We start from the raw sequence: 18,971 nt of genomic DNA, 5'->3' as shown, positions 1-18,971 counted from the left end.
TTTAAAAGCATAATTTATAAATGAAATTACTCTGCTAGCTACGATAGACTGACCGGCCGTTAACGGAAATTTTCTATTTATTTTGCTGCCTTGATATGTCCCAGTATTAATCAATTTGCGATTCACGTCTGTATATGACAAACAAAAAGAACCTCACCATGGCGAGGTTCTTGAATATTAAAGTGACACTACTAATCACTATAATTGGTGTGAAACCAATTTTTTAACTCTTCACTCATTATCTCATACTCCTTCTCAGTAGCCTTCGGATGCAATTCGATTCCTCCAGAAGGTCCGAAAATAACGATGTCTAGGCTCGTTTCGTCTGTAAATGTAATTTTTCCATCATTGTTCGATCCAAACACATCACCTGCATCAAAAGGTCTAAGTTCTGCATCTTGTATCATTTGGATAACCGTATTTTTTTCTTCCTCGCTTAATATGGTGGGATTAATCATGCCTGAGATCCGTCCAGCACTTAGTGCTAAATCACTTGGCTCCGCATCTTTAAACTTCCATCCCAGTCGTATATACCAAGCAAAGTAAGGCCAAATTGCCATAATTAATCCTATTATTAAGACAAAAACACCTATGATACCTGTCAAACAATCAGATCCTCTATATGTTAAGTATTAGTCTAATATAAAAAACAGTAAGAACACCACTCTAAAAACTAGTCCCCAATTTTATCTAGGAACTATACATAATGCGATTAATTTAATGTATCGAATTCACTGTAATCGAACTGAGTATCAGTCTATTACGTTCTTGTTCAGTTTTTGTTTAGAGTTAATGATTATACTAAAATTCGCAACAAATCTGGAGACGGGAAGAAGGTAATAAATGTTGCTATAGTTCTTTTTGAACAGGTTAGGTTATAGACGAATAAACACAAGAAGTTTGCTGTATTAGGGATATTTACATTTCAATTTTGTACGGAGGACTAGATATGAACAACAATGGCTTTAGAAAATTTATTTCAATTGCGCTTACGGTCTGTCTAATATTTGGGCTTAGTGGTCTTACTCCTTTAGACGGCTCAGTGGCCAATGCGGCAATCGCTCCGACTATGGCGGAGACGAACTACGACCAGTACCAAGTCAAGTTAACTGCCGACCCGGTGACGGATGCGCCACCTAGCGGCTTTGGTACAGCGGCATCAGACGGACGTATTTGGACTGACAAGAGCGTTACGGCAGAGGGTGATGGCAGTTTTAATGTCAAATTGTCAGCGTTAGCACAAGAATATATGACTGCAAATTTGACCAACCCAGGTGTCGGAGGGAGCGGCAATGCTGACGGTCCTGCGGCGGACGTAACCTTTATTTTGGACATGAGTTCGTCTATGGGAAATCTAAATGGGAGAGAAATAGCAGAAACAGCAGGTGGACCTGGTGTGTACTATCGTGTCGAAGCGATGGCCAAAGCAGCCAATGATGCAATCCGCACAGTCATGGATGCGAATCCCAATAACCGCGTTGCGGTTTATTGGTTTGGAGGATCGGCTAGCTCCAACCACCTTGGCACTTTTATGGAACTAGGACACTACGTATTTAGTTCAGGACATGGAACGGAAGATTATTTGAAATATGCAACATCCAACCAAAACATCACATTGAACAGCAATCTAGTCAAGGATGGTACAGCCGTTGGAACGAAGTCGGCAGTCTCGCTAGGGGCAGGTACGCCAACGCAGGACGGTATCATGTATGGTGTCTCCAAGACGATGAGCAGTGTGGGAACTAAGGGCACGGGACCTAAGCGCCAGCCTTACTTGTTCCTTCTATCAGATGGGGCGGCAATTCATGCCAAGAAGGCATGGTATACTTCGCCCAAAGGCAAATCGTTTGAAACTGATTTTCAGAATGCGGTAACCGAAGCTACAACGATTGCAAACTACAATCAGAGTGGCACTGATGGTACCAAATACGTACCAGCTACTGCCGGTACCAGTCTGGCCAATACAGGTGATCCGGAAATCGCTGCGCTGACTATACTCACGGGTGCATATATGAAGGGTCTTTTAGATAATCAGTACACTGCATACAATGGAGGAGAATCCACTAAAGCCAAAGTGTATACAGTGGGACTGGGTTCCACAACGGCAATTAACGGACCGTATAGTGGTAACCAGCCAGTCTATGCTTGGGCAGGTCTTGACCCAAAAAGAGTCAACGATCATAAGGAAGACAGTAGTTATAACTATGGTACGGCAAAGAATACCTATGACAAGTTGAAAACGTATGCTGCTCAGGGGCCAAATGGTTTTAACTACGCAGATTCTTTTGTTTACAGTAATTATTACACATTCGCTCCAACCTATGACATTGTGAGTTCAGCTTTTGCTGGGTTGGCCAATGATGTTGAAGCTACTACGACCATACTTCCGCTTCTCAATATACCGGAGACTACCGATCTTGGCTCAGAGACAGCCGATATAGCAAGTGCAATTGTTGTTGCAGACGAAATCAGCAAGGACTTTAATGTTGATCTGTCCACGTTGAAAATCGGTGACGCTGTCGCAACGGTGGATGCAAATACGACGATAAATGGCGGTACAGCGTATCAATTTGCTGGATACGGAAGTAAAGCCGTCATTAAGACAGTCGCAGGTGTTACCAGTCTCACTTGGTATATCGACGCAGAAGATATGCAACGGCATATTTATCGCTTCAAGAACCGGACAAGCCCAAAGTCGGGAGAATATAGTGCACCAACAGACGGTTCATTTGCACTCAACTATAAAGTAAAACCTACTTTTCAGGTATCTCCCAATAATGTAGGAAACATATCTCGCTACCTGAATTCAGGTAATGCCATGGATGGGGCCAAAACAGCGGCTTATTTCTTCCCGCCTACGGACAGCCCTTACTATCTTGCTTTAACGAGTAAGCAGACGATCTCCAAATCAGATGGAATTGGTGCAACCTATGTAACCGAGGAGTCACTGAATAATGGAAGAGCGACGATGAAACTTGGAAACAACGGTAAGCTTGATCTGAAGATGGGGATTGACAAGACAGGTCCCGCAACGATTCAGACCAACGGATCTATAAACTACACAGTCACAATCTATAACTATACGAATACAACAAAAACAGGTTTTAGTGTCACCAGTGAGGGCCAAACACAAACGGGAATTGATGTACCCGCGAATAGCAGTAAGGTGCTGAGCTTCACGAAAACGGCTCCAGGTACACCGCAAACTGTGATCAGCGACAATGCTGTAATTTCGGCGATTAATCTTGGCTCTAATACAGTAACTACCAATGTAACGGATGTGACAACAGCTGTAGTCACCACGCATGTCATCGAAGCCATTGGAGGCACGACTGAAGGGGATAACACCTACAATATTGGTGACTCAGCAACAATTAAGGCAAGCGCAGATCAAGGATATGCATTCGTGGGATGGTACGACAACCAAGCAGGCACTGGTACTCCAGTAAGTACAAGTGCAGCATATACGTTTACCGTTCAGACGGATGTAGGCTATTATGCTAAATATGTTGTGCTGCCAGTCGCGGAGAATGACACGTATAGTGTCTTAAGAGGAGATAAGCTCACCGTTTCGGCACTAGAGGGCATCTTGATGAACGATACGGATGCGGAGGGACGCCCACTTACGGCGGGGGCTATCAGCTCTGTCAGCGACCCGAGCAAGGGCACTCTGAATGTAAGTCCTGACGGATCATTCACATTCGTGGCAGATGAGGAAGCGTCCGGTAATGTGACGTTTACCTACCAAGCAGACAATGGCATCGCCCAGTCAAACGTAGCTACGGTGACGATTGCGATTACTTTACCAGTTTCTACGCATGAGCCTATTGCGGAGAATGACACCTATCGCATTAAGAGTGGAGATACACTCACTGTTCCAGTTGAGGCAGGTATACTCACGAACGATACCGATGATGAGAATCATCCGCTTACGGCGATGAACGTCAGCTCAATCAGTGATCCAAGCATGGGCACGCTGAATGTGAGCCCTGACGGATCGTTCACGTTCATTGCGGAGGAGAATGCTTCCGGTAATGTTACGTTTAGCTATCAAGCCTTTGACGGAACCGTTTATTCGAGTGTAGCTACGGTGACGATCACAATTACGTTGCCAATCAATACACATGTCATTGGAAATGTCGGGGGCACGACTGATGGTGACGATTCTTATGGGCTTGGCGAATCGGCAACAATTGCGGCTAACCCAAGTCTGGGCTATTCATTCGTGGGATGGTATGAGAACGAAGAAGGCACAGGCATTCCGGTAAGCTCGGATGCGTCATACACCTTTACTGTTCAGACAGCCGGAGACTATTATGCAAAATTCAGAGCGGTGCCAGTTGCCGAGAATGACAGCTATCAGGTTGCAAGAGGGGGTAAACTTACTGTCCCGGTGGAAAAAGGAATTTTACTCAACGATACTAGCGCAGGGAATGATACGCTCACAGCAGTGAATATTAGTTCAGTTAGCGACGCAAGCAAGGGTACGCTGACGGCCAACTCAGATGGCTCATTCACGTTTGAGGCAAAAGAGGAAGCATCGGGAAGTGTGACGTTCACTTATCAAGCTTCTGACGGAACAGGTCAGTCCAACATAGCTACGGTGACGATCACAATTACCAACCCGAGCATTGTTGGAGTGGTGACGGATAAGAAAACCGGAGACCCGGTATCCGGGGCGACAGTCATTTTACGTGACCTTGCAGGTAAAGAGAAGGAGCGGTTCACGACAGGTTCAAATGGTAAATACAATTTTGAGAATGTCGTGATCAATAAATATATTCTAGAAGTGGTTAGCGATGAGTACAGCTTTGCTCATCGAGAAATCTCAGTATCCACGATCAACGTTAATGTGAATGGAGTTGTCATCCAAGACTTTGAGCTTGTCGAGTTTGAAATGACATTGACGGCCAACCCATCGTCCATACTTGGTAACGGCGCGTCAACATCCCTCTTTAAGGTGGTGGTGACTGATAAAGAGGGTCATCCTCAGGCAGGGGTTCAAGTCGTATTTAAAGTGCCGGATACAACATACGGCCATTTTGCTGGGAACTTGAATACGATAAGCGTCTTGACGGACGCACACGGAATCGCAACTACAACCTTCACTGCGGCTATACTTGGCGGTACGGAATCTGCATCTATTCCATTAACGGCAACGGTTGCTGATAGCCCAAGAGATCTCTACGTTAGTGATACGATTCATATTACGATCACCCCTGGTGTTATTACGGGTATCGTCACAGACCAAGCGGGTCACCCCGTAGCAGGCGCTTTGATTAAAGTGAGCAAAGATTTTGATGGTGACGGTATTACTGATTTTCATGCTGTTGCAGTTACAGCGGGCGATGGGGCATACACCCTAGCTATACCGAAGGGTAATGTGACATACGATGTATCCATTACAAAGCAAGTAGAGATTGGTGGACAGAAAAAATCCGTCACGTTTAATCAGAGTGTTCCAGTAAATGCTAGTGTGGATGGTCGATCCTTTGAGGGAAATAAAACAGTCTCTGGTGTTGTCTTGGTAGAAACATCGCAGGGTGGCTCCCTGGCACTCAACGGAACTGTGGGCGGCGGTTACACGGTGTTGATCAATGACGGCAATGGGACTCATACAGGCCAAATTGATTCTAATGGAATATTTAATATCGACAGTGTACTTAAGGGCATCTACACTGCCGATGTCATCTATAACATTCCGCTCCCGGGCGGTGGAACACAACCTGTTGTTGTTGGTCATGCTGATATTGAGATTAGTTCAGAAGGACAAATCAGCATTAGTGAGGTGCTCATTGACCCCTACGGTACAATTACCGATTCCGTGACGGGTCATCCAATATCCGGTGCAATTGTTACGCTTCATTACAGCAACGGAACGGTGGTCAACTTGCCACCTGTGGGCAACTTCCCGCCAGCGGATAACGCGAACCCGCAGACGAGTGATGCGACTGGGCAGTATGCGTTCATGGTATTTCCTCATACGGACTACTACTTAACCGCGACCAAGGCAGGATATAAGGATTTCGACAGCAGAGTTGTCGATACGAAGCAGCCACTAATTCATGTAGGTACGGAGATCGTACTGTATGACTTTAGCATGACGCCACTACCGTCATCCAACGGAGGGGGATCTCCAGTTGTAACGACTGATCCTGTAGCGCCACCAGTCACAACGACTGAGCCTGCACCACCGAAGATCATAACGACCAAGCCCATTGACTTTGCCACAGCTATCCTTGTGGACAAAATGAAGGGCAGAGAAGATGATATTCTAACCTTCACGGTGATTTACGCCAATAAAACGTTGACTGAGGCTGATGGCTTGTATGTTAAAGCTACGATCCCGGCCGGAATGAGTTTAGTTGATGCTAACGGCGGCGTCGTTACCGGCCAAGAAATAAAATGGAATGTTGGGAAGCTGGCAGGAGACACACGAGGCCAACTGACGTTTAAACTAAAGGTTAACGAAATGACCGAGGGCGAGAACTATGCTTCTGTTACGGCTGTGATCGGCTCAGATCATAAGCTTACGCTTGTGAATACGCAGGACGATACGTCCTTGATTAAAGTGATGTTGTACTCTAACCGTTATGAGCACAAACATGATCGATATATTATGGGGTACCCAGACGGTAATGTGAAACCTGAAAAGCTCATCACTCGTGCAGAGATTGCAGCTATTTTTGCCCGGACGCTTCATTTGCAAGATGAGGTTCGACACATCAAGCTGTACAGCGATGTCGCTACGGATTACTGGGGTGCCGATTATATTGAAGCTGTTGCAAATAAAGGGATATTCAAAGGCTATGCGGATCATACATTCAGACCGGATCAGCCCATTACAAGAGCAGAGCTGGCGACAGCCATTGCGCGTTATCTCGGCGTTGCCAAAGAACTGAAGATGGACCCTATCTTGAGAATTAGCTCGTTTACAGATATTGAGGGGAACTGGGCAGAGCAGTCTATCGATGAAGTTTTCCGTTTTGGTATCGTATCAGGGTATAAGGATGCTTCTTTCCAACCAGGAAGTCAGATTACCCGAGAGGAAGCCGTTAAGATGATTAATGGGATGCTGTATAGAGGTCCTCTGACTGGAGCAGAACCTTCATATCCGGACAACCGTTTGAACAAATGGTCATATGGACATGTCGAAGAAGCCACAAGAACCCATACGTATAAGATCAATGAAGATGGCTCCGAAACGATGATCAAGTACATCCCGGAAGATCTGTGGTAATTTTGCATCGCGAATACACTCAAACGTAGTAATAAGTGCACGTTATCTTAAACTAATCTGAGGGATCTAATTAGATTCCTCAGATTTTTTTTACTATCTGGTTATATGCATATATATTGGTGAGTGGACCCAAAAACGTTAGACACAAAAAAAGAGCCGCAAATCATGCGACTCTTTTTTGTCTTTCTTTAACATTCGAGTTCGTTTCCCTTTAACGCCCGCCCGTATTGGAAGCCCAGACAGGAATCCAACTGTTCGGATAATTGCTATTGGTCAGGGTTGTGTTATAGAGAACTAAATTCCCATCACTTTGCATGACCAGTGTATCACCTGTTGTGTTAGCCGGTAAGCTGCTCCCGTGATGACCTGGAATCCATGAGGTGGTATTGGGAGACCAAGCAGCTACCTGTACAGAAGTATCAATCATCAAAACTTTATCCCATCCCCAACCGGTGTAATATTCGAATTTACCTGTAGCCGGGTTGAAACCATAACGATAACCATATTGGTAAACGTCTTGATATTTCATGCCATATTTATAGATGACAGGTTTCCCATACTGTGATTCAAAATTGAATGAAAGAGCCCCACTATTACTAGTTCCGCTACTCCAGAGAGAAGAACCATTTTGATAGATAACAAAATTCCCGTCATTTTGCCAGATGGCTGAGAACCTGCCATCTTGGGAGGTGAGATAGTCACCCTTTGCCATGCTTTGGCCGATCGTGAGTTTATCTCCAAGATAGCCAGCAGAAGCTGTTGCTGGTACGGCAAATGCAAGAATCAACAAGCAAGCCATAAGAACTCGAAAAGATCTGGGAAAAAGTCGTTTGTTCATTGGACACGCTCCTATTTTTCTTATAATGGTTAAAGTTAAATGCATAGAACAACAAATCCTTACAGCTATTGCATGTTTCTGCGTTGTATTCAGTCAGGAGCGGTGAGGTAACACGTCCCCATCTGGTGTAAAACGGGAACTAAGATCTAAAATGCTCCCAACGGTCACCTCCTTTAATAGAAGTGTGAAAATCTTTGATACATATTATGTAATGGGATGTGTGTGTTTTAGGAGATGGAAGCTAAGTGTTTTTTAGTAGAGGAGTTATATCATCAAGTGAAAATACATACTTTATTTTCCATTATAGCAACAAAAAATATAAAATCCATATTTTTCTACATGAAATTTTGAATCTATTACTTACAACCAATGCGTTATAACTTCTCGTCTCCTGGGCTAGAAAAAAACCTATTATTCGATTGAATAAATTGAAGCTAAACACTAATTTTGGTGCAGATCGAGATATAGGTATTCATCTCCTCTATCAATCTCTCAACTTTTTACACCCATTTTATATATTTAATGATTTTTATGAATTGAACTATGGTAAAATATCTCAGGATCTAAAATTGGAGAGGGGTTTTTTCATTCATGTTTTGGAAAAAAGTTTTGGGTAAAAGCACACTGCGTGTAGCTACCGCTGCACTATTACTCACGCAACTATTGGGCGCAGCGGGTTCTGTCTCTGCCGCAGGTAACGATGTAGAAGTACACTTGATTGGAATCAATGATTTCCACGGTCAGTTAGATACCACATCAATCGTGGGTGATAAGAAGGCAGGAACGGCTCCAATTCTAGCAACCTATCTCAAAGAAGCTCAAGCCAAATATGAACACTCCCTACTCTTCCATAATGGAGACTCTGTTGGTGCATCTGCTCCAGCCTCATCTTTGGATCGTGACGAGCCTACCATGGAATGGATGAATATGATGGGCTTCGATGTAGGGTCCTTAGGGAATCACGAATTCGACCAAGGTGTCGCTGCTTTAAAGGCACAGATCTTTGGTGGCCTTGATCCAAAAGAAGGTAAGGTAACGCATGCCGGTGCAAAATTTGATTACGTCAATGCAAACGTGATTGAAACTGCCACAGGAAAAACATTGATTAAGCCGTATGTGATTAAAGAAGTGGGCGGAGTCAAAATTGGATTTATCGGACTAGTGACGAAATCAACACCTGCCAAAGTATCTCCATCTGGGACAGCTGGCGTACGTTTCTTAAGCGCAGAAGAAGAAGTGGAAGCCGTTAATAAATATGCTAAAGAATTGCAAGACCAAGGTGTAGAAACGATCATTGTTTTGGCACATGATCCAGCAACAACCAAAGAAGGCGTAACCACTGGAGAAGCAGCTGATCTGGCAAAAGCTTTACCAGCGGACTCCCCTGTTGACGTTATCGTTGCAGGTGACAATCATGCTTTGGCTAACGGTGAAGTGAATGGAAAGTTGATCGTTCAAGCTTATTCCTATGGTACGGCGTTTGAAGATATCAAGCTGATGATTGACCCTGCTACCGGGGATGTAACTGAAAAATCAGCGACTGTTACAACGACTTTCCAAGAGGGTGTAAAAGAAGACCCTGAATCTTTAACTATTATTAAAAAATCATTAGACAAGCATCCTGAGCTGACGAAGCCAGTAGGTACAACGGATGGTTCTGTTACCCGTACAGATGCTTATAATAACGAAGCCCCTCTAGGCAACCTCATTGCAGATTCAATGCGTGAAGCAGACTTTGGGGATAAGGCAAGTGCTGCTGACTTTGCATTTATGAATCCAGGCGGTATTCGTGCGGATCTGCCACAAGGCGATGTGACCTTTGCTGATCTTGCCAAAATCCAACCGTTTGGTAATACTCTAGTAAAACTTGAGCTGACTGGCGAACAGGTTAAAACCTTGTTGCAGCAGCAATGGGGTACCAATGCTGACGGTACACCTAATACCAAAACACTCCAAATCTCTGGTTTGAAATACACTGCAGATTTCAATAAGCCAGTCGCAGAACGTGTTACTGGTCTTAGTCTGGAAGATGGAACAACGATTGATCCTGCAAAAACATATACGGCTGTAGTTAACAACTTTATGGCTGCAGGTGGAGATAACTATAAAGTGCTACTGGATGCTAAATCATCCCTGGCAGGTCCTATCGATCTGGATGTATTCTACCAATACATCGTAGACACGTATAAAGGCGGTAGCATCGAAGCTAAAAATGAAGGACGTATCACAAACCTGGCTGCATCTACCGAGCCAACAGAAACACCTGTAACAACAGAAGTCATTTCTCGTGCTGAATTTGTAAGTGCTCTGATCGACATGTTGAAACTTAACGAAGTAGCTACAGCACCTGCATTCAAGGATGTTGCGGCTAATGCTGCATATGCAGATGCGATCGCTGAAGCTATGCATGCTGGATTCATTCAAGGTTATGGTGGAAACTTCTATCCTGATCGGGATATCACACGTGAAGAAGCTGCTACCATTCTTGCTAAATTGGTAAAAGATCAAGCGACTGATAAAGACGCTGCTACGATTATTGCTAGTTATGAAGATGGTAAATCGGTGTCTGCTTATGCAATTAAACCTATGGCAAAACTGATTGATAAAGGTATTTTTGCTGGAACAGATAAAAAATCACTTCAACCTAAACTAGGTCTGACTACTAACGATGCAAAAGCATTAATTGAAAAAGCTGTTGCAGCAAAAGCTTCATAATGTAGAACTTATTCAAACTTTATATTAAAACAGAGAAACACATCCTATCGGGCGAATGAGCATTACTCTACGGATAAACCCTCTCATCAAGTATTTCTTCAATTGGTGAAAAGGGTTTATCCAGGAGAATGCCATATCCCAATTTAGGATGTTTTTTTTATGCTTAAAATCCACGATTCTATGGAGAAATCTATGTCTGAATTGGCTCTATGGTTAGGTTACCGTTTAGTGTTCAGAATTTGGTAAGGGCTCTAAAGTAAAATGGTAAGGCAAGCCATATGAACTTGATGAATTTTATCAGTTTCTGTTGTAAGGATGGAATGGCCAAAGGAAAGGGAAAAAGTTTCTGGTTGCTGCAAAAATTTTAGAAGTGGAGGAGATTTTCGTTTGAAACAAAAACGCAATATAGGTAAACCGATATTGTCTTTATTTCTGGCAATGTTGCTCGTCTTGCAGACAGTGATATACTCCACCGCCGCATATGCGGAGAGTGTGCCAACCGATTCCGGAATGGAAGCGGTCATTGAATCTGACTCACCGAGTGCCGACGAACCACTTTCGGTACCTGAGACAGTGAATGACGAACCGCTTTCGGAACCTGAGGAAGTGCAAGAGGAACCGCTCTCGGTACCTGAGGCAGTGAACGACGAACCGAGCAATTTCTTAGCGATGGCGGCAGTCCCAATGGACAAAACAGCGGTATTTATGGAATCTAATTCAACCTTTCCGCTGGAAGTGACACAGGGGAATGCTGTTATTAATCCAAACGGTATTATTCAGGGTAGACAGCCCTTTACGCTCAAATCGGAAGGTCTCAAGGTACCAGTGAATGGTGATGACCCAAATCCCACTAATGCAGATCCTGAGAAATACATCCAAAAGGGTGACTGGATCGAGCTGAAAAGAGAAGATTACTTCAAGGAAGTGGTGCTGCCAACAGCTACTAAAACTTTGAATGCACAGACGGAATCAGGTACAAAACAGCTGGGCACCGCCTATTTCACTCCAAATAGCATCAAGATTGTATTTAACGGTGAAGATAATTTTTTCAATGGTGTTGGACGAGGTATCGTCTTCAGCTTTGAATCTACTGCCAATGCAGATATAACGGGACTAGCGTATGGCGATAAAAAGCCGATCAACATCTTTGGTGGTGCATATCAGCTTGAGAACCCAGATGTTACAGCAGAGTATAATATTACTTTAAGCTCGCCTGGAATGATCAGGTGGGATCAGTATGGTTACCGCGGGATTCAGCCAGCGCAATTGGTTGAAGGTGCAATTACTTGGGAGTCAAACGTCTCTGCATTCGATCAGTTTGATAAAACAGTCAAATTGCCGTTAGACGGGAAGACATTCTATACGAATCCAGCCACTTATAATACGGGTTTTGGAAATGTCCGTGGTATCTATAAGGAGGGTTCATTCAAAGTAAACGGCCAAAATGTAACGCCAGTCATTGGGGGCGACGGATCGCTGACTTACATATTTCCGCAGGGAACAGGTCTAGATCCAAAGGTTGAATATAAAACATGGATTCCAAAGGAAGCTTATTATTACGAACATCGGAATCCGCCAAACAATCTTGGTCGCAGCTACCGGGACATGAATGGCAAAGTGGAACTGAGACAGGACAACAACATGTTGGTACAGGCAGGTCAGGAGATTTCTTTTGCTCCCGACTGGATTCAAGCCAGCGCTTCGTATGACCATGCGAATGAAACCATTACATGGAAGATCGCGGTTAACCAATATAATAAAAAAGAGTTAAAGGACTTTACCATCACAAATGTATTACCGGCTGGGCTGGAATTTGAATCGGCTGCATGGCAGACATGGGTAGATGGCGCTGTATCTGAAGAAACGCCAATTACACCAGATTCAAACGGCGTGTATTCCTTCGGGGATATTAACGGAAAAGTCGAATTGTTGATTAAAAGCAAGGCGATAAGTGGTTCCAGCTTCCAAATTGACCCTCGTGCCAACTGGAATTTGGATACACCAGGGGTTATACAGAACAACGATGTAATGACGGGTAAAAGACCTATTGCGGTGACAGATGAGGCAGTCGTCAGCATTGGCGCACACACGTTTACAAAAACAGGCGCAGTATCAACCGAGGATTATAACCTGGGCAGTATCACGTGGACCGTTAATCTAGCACCACAGTATGCCTTACCTAACGCGGTAGTATACGATGTCCTTGTGCATGGCGGTGACTTGAACGTCTTGGACAACGCTGTAGATGAAACCAGCGAGGTGAGTGCGGAGACAATTGCGAAAATTAAAGCAAATATCACTTCTGCGCAGCTTTGGAAGCAGTACAAAGCGGGAACTCTGAAGTCGAATGCAACCGGATTGACGATGAAAGCTATTCCATTAACCGTGGACGGTAAAGTGGTGGCGGATTTGATCAAGGTGACCGGATACACCGAAGAAGCGGCATCCTTCAGCTTCCGTGCACTTGAGACCAACCCGAACATTCTCTTCAGACAGGAAATTAACGCAGGGAAAATAAGCTCGAATCGGGCTTTGCTCATTGATGGCGAAACCGTAAAAGAAGCAAATAGTAGTGCCAACCTACACCTGCGTATGTTGAACAAGGATATGCTCTTTGCTTCGAGGCCATTAAAAGTAGATGGTAATTTTGAAAATGTGACGCCGAATAATGTTAGCAGTTACATTAGAGATGATAACAATGAAGCATGGACGATTTCTGGCTATGACAGGACAACCAAGACGGTCACATTCCGTTTAGGGGTTAATATGCCTGGATATAACACAGAAGAAATGGCTAAGGATGGCGGTAATCGAGTCATTAGTAATATTAAGCTAGTGGATACACTTCCCGAAGGGTGGGAATTTGTTCCTTTCTCTGAAACTAAGGATTTTGAGCTTTGGAAAGGAATTTCGAACAATGGTTCAGGCAATGAATATGGTGTTAGAAACGATGCTAGAACTCTAATTGAACCAGGTACTAGTTCTCATGTAGTCCATTTTTCACACATTGGAAACGAGGGTACCTTCACCTTCTCTAAGTTGGAAAGTCCTTATGTCATTCTGGTGAAGGCAAGACCTTCCAATGATGCTCTGCAGAAGTATTTAGAGGAATACACTATCAACGGCACAGACAAGCAGGTGCTGTATAACAAAGCCGACCTCCATATGACATGGGGTGGAGTGGAGAAGGTTGTCACCGAACAGCGCAAAGTTATTGTACCTATTCAGACCCTTGGAAAGTCGGTAACTAAGCCAGTTCCAGGAGTGCTGGAATGGACGGTGAACTATACCCCGCCATTTAACATGAAGCAGGGTGTTTATTTGCAGGATACCTTGGGTGCAGGCATGAATTTGCGTTATGAAGAAAACGGAAAGCTTGTGCTGACATCACCTAGTATGGCAGTCTATCCTGCTAAATTGACTGCAAGCGGCACTCTGGAACGAGATGGCGTAGCACTGGACCTAAGCGACCCGAATGCTGAAGTTCAAGTAGAAGTTGCACCGGGCGTAGAAGGTACTACGGTTCTAACATTTAAAATGGACGACCCTAATCAGTTTTACCAGTTTGTGTACCAAACAGAAGTTGATCCATCTAAAGCGAAAGCTGGAGAGAAAATGGGCAACGAGGTAAAACTGGAGGGCGATGACAATCTGAAATCTGTCAGTGCCAGAAGCGAAAGCACGCTGGACAGTTCGGACGTGGCCGGCAGTTCAAGTTCCAATGCTCTGTTGCCTCTGAAAAAGGTAGATCCCAATGGCAATCCGCTAAAAGACGTAGAGTTTACACTCTATAAGAAAGACGGCGGAACTATAATCACCAAAGGAAAAACCGATAGCGGAGGGAAACTTAATCTGCTATTCCCTGATCCAGGGTATTATGAGCTGAAAGAAACTTATATTGACACCAATACTTGGCTGCCAACTACAAGGGTATACCAAGTATATGTAGGGAATACGCCAGGGAAGCCCATCTGGGTAGACGGGGTGAAATTAACCTCTGATAATCCACTGATCGTGCCTACACCGGCCCAAGGCAAGCTGACCATTACCAATAAGGTGGAAGGCAACGGCAGTGATCCGGACAAAGAGTTCGAGTACACCGTGACCATCACCGGCGAAGGTAAGGACAGAGAGTATACCTATAAGAAGTCGGATGATACGTTTGGCACGATCAAGAGCGGAGGCAAGATTGCCCTTAAGCACGGGGAATCTGTGACGTTCCCAGCCTTGCCTGCGGATCTGGTCTATACCGTAACCGAGGCTGATTATACATCCGTTGACGGTTATACGACGATACCGGGTACGAGAGAGCTGTCTGGCTCAATCGTGAATAAAGGTGATCACAAGGCGGACTTCATCAATGAACGGACCGTTAACAAGCTGACCATCAGCAATACGGTCATGGGCAACGGCGGCGATAAAACGAAGGAGTTCGAGTACACCGTCAACTTTGAGGATACAGGCAAAGAGGAAAGTTACTCTTACTTGAAGACGGACGGCAGCACAGGTTCGATCAAGTCCGGCGGTACTTTCCGCCTCAAGGATGGAGAGACACTGGATATTTTGGGCCTGCCTAAGAATCTGAAATATACAGTTACCCAACAAGATTACACAACCGATGAATACATGACTACTCCTGAGGAACGGTACTATACCGGAGTCATGAAAGGCATTGATGAAGATGCCCCGTTCACGAACGTGCGAGTCTTGAAGGGCGGCCTATTAATCAGCAACACAGTTAAAGGCAAAGATGAAGACAAGAAGAAGCTGTTTAAGTACACGGTTGCCTTCACCGGCGAGGGATCGGACGAATCCTACGTCTATGAGAAATCAGACGGCAGTAAGGGTATGATCAAGAGCGGTGAGAGCTTTGAGCTTACAGATGGACAGACGCTCATTGTCCAAGGGCTTCCAACCAATCTTCAGTATAAAGTGACCCAAGATGATTATACGGAAGATGGCTATGTGACTGATCCAGAGAGTCTCATTCACATGGGCACTATTCCAGAGAAAAAATTATCTGAAGCACATTTTGCCAATACCCGACCGTATCTGGAAGGCGTGTTGCGTAACAATAACACAGGAGAAGTCATTCCGAATGCACCGATTACGGTAACTGATCTGAAGACAGGCGAAGAGATTCAGACGCAGACGAACGAGAAGGGTGAATATTCAATTCCAGCCGTAGCGGATACCGATTATACGATCAGATATACGAAATTGTATCGGGTAGGCGGTAAGGATGTACCTGTTGAATTTACGCAGAAAGCAAAAGTGAACAGCAGTGTAACGGACGAGACTGTTCCAGCGGACATTACGGCCGTGGGGATCATTCTGTTCAAACAACTGGATGGAACAACAGTGCTATTCAATGATTTGTTGACTAGCCAGATGCATATCTATTTGAAAGACAAGGATGGCAATTATGTTAAGGAAAACGGCCAACCTAAAGCATTCCCTATGGCTACGAATGGAACTTTCTCTGTGGAAGGGCTAAGCGAGCAGAAGTACACAATGGAAGTTCGCTATCAAGCTGAGACCGGCGAGGAATTGCTCCTCAAAGTGGCGCAACTTGACGTTAAAGCTAACGGAGAGCTGAATATTTCAGAGGAGTTAGTCGACCCTTACGGTACGGTCTATGATGAAACGACAGGAGATGCCGTCACTGGCAAGAAAATTGATGGAGCCAAAGTTACACTGTATTATGCGGATACGCAGCGGAATAGAGATAACGGCCGCATTCCGGGTACTAAAGTAACGCTTCCAAAGGTTCCAAATTTCCCGCCGTACGACAACGAGAGCCCGGAGCAGAGTAGTGATGCAGATGGCTTCTATGCGTACATGGTGTTTCCTGAAGCGGATTACTATCTGATCGTAACGAAGGACGGATACGAAACGCACACAAGTGGTACGATTTCAGTCGATTTTGACATTGTCAGGTACGATGTGCCAATGAAGCCAATTAGTTCTGGTGGCGGCAATGGTAACAACGGAGGCGGCACCGTAACGCCTGGTCCAGGGACAGTAACGCCAGATCCGGGCACTGTAACGCCTGAACCGGGCACGGTAACGCCTGAACCGGGCAATGTAACGCCTGAACCAGGCACTGTAACGCCTGAACCAGGCACGGTAACGCCTGAACCAGGCACGGTAACGCCTGAACCAGGCAGCGTCGTAACGCCAGATCCGGGCACCGTAACGCCAGATCCGGGCACGGTAACGCCAGATCCGGGCACGGTAACGCCAGAACCAGGAACCGTAACGCCTGAACCGGGCAATGGTAACGATCAGCTTAAGAACGATAGCAACGAGTTGGACGATGCTCCGAAAACTGGAGATAACAGTGTATCGCCATTCTTGTATATGGTTTTGGCGCTGATGTCCTTAATGACGATCGGGTTCTGTCTGCTCGGGTACAAGAAGAAAAAGCACATCCAGTAATGGAAGGGAAGGCGGTAAGAAAATGAGCAAAACTAAAAAAATTCTTATCGCTGTTTCCTTGCTTGTGTTGGTATTTTCACTTGTCAGTCTTGCGAGGACTTTCTTGCGAGACTATGCCGAGAAGCAGAAAATCGAAGAGTTAACAAAGGTTTGGAAAGAAGGATCAGAACAAGGTGGAGGGGATGCAATCCCCTCCCTTTTGTTCAATAAAGGCAATGAGCCGGTTATGCTTCCCGAATTTCGAGATCTTTACGAGAGGAACTCAGACATCGTCGGCTGGCTGAAGATTGACGGTACCCGAATTGAGTACCCGGTCATGCAGAGCCCACAGGATTCGGAGTACTATCTCAATCATGATTTCGATAGAAAAGACAACCAAGGCGGTCTTCCTTTTTTGGACGAGTCTAGTACGACCAACAATTCGGACATTTTGCTGATTCATGGTCATCACATGAAAAGTGGTTGGATGTTTAAAGATTTAATGAAGTACAAGAACGAAAGCTTTTATCAAGAACATGCGACGTTCCAGTTCAGCACGCTTTACGAAAAGGAAGAGTATGAGATTGTTGCCGTTATTCTGTCAAAAGTTTATCGCAAATCGGACGACGTGTTTAAATACTACCAGATTGAGAATGTAAATACGCCCGCCGAGTTCGATTCATATGTTCAGAATATCAAACAACGCTCTCTTTATGACACAGGTGTAACAGCACAGTATGGGGACAAGCTTATTGTACTGTCCACATGCGAGTATTCGACCGAAAACGGTAGGTTAGCGGTGGTGGCCCGAAAGCGTTAATTGACGATGCTGAAACACAAAATCAATCTATTTTATTTCGCGTTCTCTCCTCAGAGGACGCGATTTTTCTTGTCCCCGAAATAAGGTGCTCATGGACATGAAGGCCTGTTCCAATCGTCAAAATGGGAAATGGCGGGTTAAATCGACAAATTGATGTTTCTATGATAGGGTTGAAGCATCCCATAGGCATTCTACTCTTCGGAGTAGAGTGCCTTCATGTATATTATGGGTGCTTACATTAAATGTATTTTAAAATCAATTGGATCGTATATGGAGGTGGTGATGCTATGTTTCTCTCTTTAGCCCCAACAGGGGATGGTTGGATGAGTATGAAAAATGTGAAAATATCATTTAATAAAGAGGAGCGAACATAGCATGACTACTAGTTTTCAAGCGGAGAACCGCATTCCATTAAATACATCCCGACTTAGGGATTTACGTAAATCCGGGCGTTTGCCAGGTATTGTGTTTGGCAAAAATACGGAGAATGAAATGATTCATATTCCAACAATACAATTTCAAAAATGGTTGAAGCAGGGTACGTCTGGTTTTATCGAACTGCAGTTTGAAGAGAAAGGCTCATTGACGGTATTGTTGGAAGATCTCCAGCGTGATCCAGTTACACGGGATTTACTTCATGTGGATTTTCAGCAGGTCCAGACCAATGAGATCCTGCGTACTAAAATTCCTGTCAAGTTCAACGGCACACCGATTGGCACAAAGCAGGGCGGAGTCGTGCAAGTTCAATTATCTTCTATTGAAGTGGAGGCATTGCCGAGACACTTGCCAACGTCGATTGAATTCGACATTAGTGCTATGGACCTTGGTGAAACGTTACATGTAAGTGATGCTACGTTTGCACCAGATGTGACGGTGATCTCTGAGGGGAATGAGTCTCTTCTCTCTGTAGTTAAACCTTAACAATTCTAAATTCGCAA

7 protein-coding genes are annotated in these 18,971 nt (G+C 44.7%); 5 read left to right on the top strand and 2 right to left on the bottom strand.

Annotation, left to right across the window (positions count from 1 at the left end):
- Positions 1-191 precede the first annotated feature (191 nt).
- A complete protein-coding gene (locus C161_RS18130) occupies positions 192-605 on the bottom strand; it encodes a DUF6199 family natural product biosynthesis protein (protein WP_036671845.1) in 414 nt (137 codons plus the stop codon).
- A 344-nt stretch (positions 606-949) separates the two neighbouring features.
- On the opposite strand from C161_RS18130, the gene C161_RS18125 reads away from it, so the two are divergent.
- Positions 950-7,240 carry an Ig-like domain-containing protein gene (locus C161_RS18125; RefSeq protein WP_036671844.1) on the top strand — a complete coding sequence of 2,097 codons (6,291 nt, stop codon included), beginning with the start codon at positions 950-952 and terminating at the stop codon, positions 7,238-7,240.
- Between the two features lie 211 nt (positions 7,241-7,451).
- Here the strand turns inward: C161_RS18125 and C161_RS31615 are convergent, their stop codons facing one another.
- Complete coding sequence (locus tag C161_RS31615) at positions 7,452-8,078, bottom strand: hypothetical protein (protein WP_051447237.1); 627 nt, start codon at positions 8,076-8,078, stop codon at positions 7,452-7,454.
- Between the two features lie 591 nt (positions 8,079-8,669).
- Between C161_RS31615 and C161_RS18115 the strand changes: the two genes are divergently transcribed.
- From C161_RS18115 to C161_RS18100, 4 genes are all read left to right on the top strand, one after another.
- Complete coding sequence (locus tag C161_RS18115; RefSeq protein WP_036671842.1) at positions 8,670-10,793, top strand: bifunctional metallophosphatase/5'-nucleotidase; 2,124 nt, start codon at positions 8,670-8,672, stop codon at positions 10,791-10,793.
- A 387-nt stretch (positions 10,794-11,180) separates the two neighbouring features.
- Positions 11,181-17,234, top strand: coding sequence for a DUF7601 domain-containing protein (locus C161_RS33345; protein WP_036671840.1), 6,054 nt, complete (start codon positions 11,181-11,183; stop codon positions 17,232-17,234).
- A 22-nt stretch (positions 17,235-17,256) separates the two neighbouring features.
- Positions 17,257-18,033: a class B sortase gene (gene srtB, locus C161_RS18105; RefSeq protein ID WP_036671839.1), complete on the top strand. Its 777-nt coding sequence runs from the start codon at positions 17,257-17,259 to the stop codon at positions 18,031-18,033.
- A 375-nt stretch (positions 18,034-18,408) separates the two neighbouring features.
- The gene (locus tag C161_RS18100) at positions 18,409-18,954 is read left to right on the top strand and encodes a 50S ribosomal protein L25 (RefSeq protein WP_036611836.1); all 546 of its coding nucleotides are present in this window, start codon (positions 18,409-18,411) and stop codon (positions 18,952-18,954) included.
- Positions 18,955-18,971 lie beyond the last annotated feature (17 nt).

The organism is Paenibacillus sp. FSL R5-192, assembly GCF_000517845.1.
In the GTDB taxonomy this organism is placed as follows: domain Bacteria; phylum Bacillota; class Bacilli; order Paenibacillales; family Paenibacillaceae; genus Paenibacillus; species Paenibacillus amylolyticus.
The sequence above is the reverse complement of the archived record's forward strand: the minus strand, read 5'-3'. Positions and strand labels throughout refer to the sequence as shown.